General features: G+C 68.6%; 1 protein-coding gene and 1 pseudogene. Both read left to right on the plus strand.

Annotation, left to right across the window (positions count from 1 at the left end):
* Window positions 1-153: 153 nt before the first annotated feature.
* The gene (locus AC27IQ_RS23805) at window positions 154-1,299 is read left to right on the plus strand and encodes a flagellar basal body P-ring protein FlgI (protein WP_272565446.1); all 1,146 of its coding nucleotides are present in this window, start codon (window positions 154-156) and stop codon (window positions 1,297-1,299) included.
* Window positions 1,300-1,368: 69 nt separating this feature from the next.
* Window positions 1,369-1,775, plus strand: a pseudogene (locus AC27IQ_RS23810) (rod-binding protein); the annotation flags it as partial.

The following is a 1,775-nucleotide window of genomic DNA, read 5'->3' on the forward strand; positions in this document are numbered from 1 at the left end:
TTGCTATTATTTTTATAGCACAATGCCCTAGTGATGATTGCACTGGCGGCATTTTTCGCTGGTATTCCCCCGGGGCCGGCCGCCCCAATTGACCGGTAATCCGGCATCTTTTTGGCCCATCCCGTGAAGCGGTCCGCTTTCACAATCGAGGCCATGAAAGCCCTGCCCTCTCCCCTGATTTCGCGCGCGTCGCGGCTCGTGTGGCTGCTGGCCGCCCTGGCCACCCTGTGCGCGGCGTTGCCCGCCCATGCCCTGCGCATCAAGGAAGTGGCGGCCGTGCAAGGCGTGCGCAGCAACCAGTTGACGGGCTATGGCCTCGTCGTGGGCCTGGACGGCACGGGCGACCAGACCACGCAGATGCCCTTCACCACGCAGGCGATGACGAACTACCTGCAGCAGATGGGCATCAGCCTGCCGCCCGGCACGGCGGCGCCCCAGCTCAAGAACGTGGCGACGGTGATCGTCACCGCCCAGCTGCCCGCCTTCGCCCAGCCCGGCCAGACCATCGACGTGAGCGTGTCCTCCATGGGCAACGCCAAGTCGCTCAAGGGCGGCACGCTGATCGCCACGCCGCTGCGCGGCGCCGACGGCGAGATCTACGCCATGGCGCAGGGCAACATGGTCGTGGGCGGTGCCGGGGCATCTGCCGGCGGCAGCAAGGTGCAGATCAACCACCTGAGCGCCGGCCGCATTCCCGATGGCGCACAAGTGGAACGCTCGGTGCCCACCCCGCTGAACGACAGCGACACCATCACCCTGGGCCTGAACGCCTCGGACTTCCAGACCGCCCGCAAGGTGGCCCAGGCCATCAACGGCAAGCTGGGCAACGGCGCCGGCATCGCCACGGCGCTGGACGGCCGCACGGTGCAGGTGCGCGCGCCCCTGGACCCCGGCGCCCGGGTGAACTTCATCGCCGACCTGGAAGAACTGGCGGTGGCCGACTCCGTCCCCTCCGCCAAGGTCGTCATCAACGCCCGCACCGGCTCCATCGTGCTGAACCAGGCCGTGACGCTGGGCCCCTGCGCCATCGCGCACGGCAACCTGTCGATCACCATCAGCTCCACGCCCGTCATCAGCCAGCCCAACCCGCTGTCGCAAGGGCAGACCGTGGTGGCGCAAAAGAGCGACATCACCGTCAAGCAGGAGCCGGGCAACATCATCCAGATGCCGCCGTCGCCGCAGCTGGCCGACGTGGTGCGTGCGCTCAACACCCTGGGCGCCACGCCGCAGGACCTGCTGGCCATCCTGCAGGCCATCAAGGCCGCGGGCGCCCTGAACGCCGAGCTGGAGGTCATCTGATGACCCAGGCCGCCACCTTGCCGTCCCTGCGCCCCGCGGGACAGCGCCCGACCTGACGGGAGACCGCACATGGCCATGACCCTGCCCTCTGCCGCGACCACCACCGCCACCAATGCGCTGGCCGTCGATTCGCGCTCGCTCAACGCGCTCAAGTACGAGGCCGGTCAGAACAGCCCGCAGGCCGCCAAGGAAGCGGCCAAGCAGTTCGAATCGCTCTTCATGCGCGAGATGATCAAGAGCATGCGCGAGGCGACGATGAAGTCCGGCCTCATGGAAGGCGGCCAGGCTGACCTGGGCACGGACATGCTCGACCAGCAGCTGTCCATCCAGATGTCGGGCCGCCAGGGCGGGCTCTCGGAGGCCATCCAGCGCCAGCTGACGCGCCAGATCGGCGGCGGCGATGCCGGCGCCGGCGCCGGCGCCGAGCCCACGTTTTTCGGTGCCCTCCACCTTGAGCCTGGGCGCCGCCAGCCAGC

This window comes from Acidovorax sp. KPB24-07, assembly GCF_057543315.1.

Bases quoted from the DNA above. Each gene is read 5' to 3' on its own strand.
- AC27IQ_RS23805 (WP_272565446.1), top strand. From the start codon at position 154: ATGAAAGCCCTGCCCTCTCCCCTGATTTCGCGCGCGTCGCGGCTCGTG.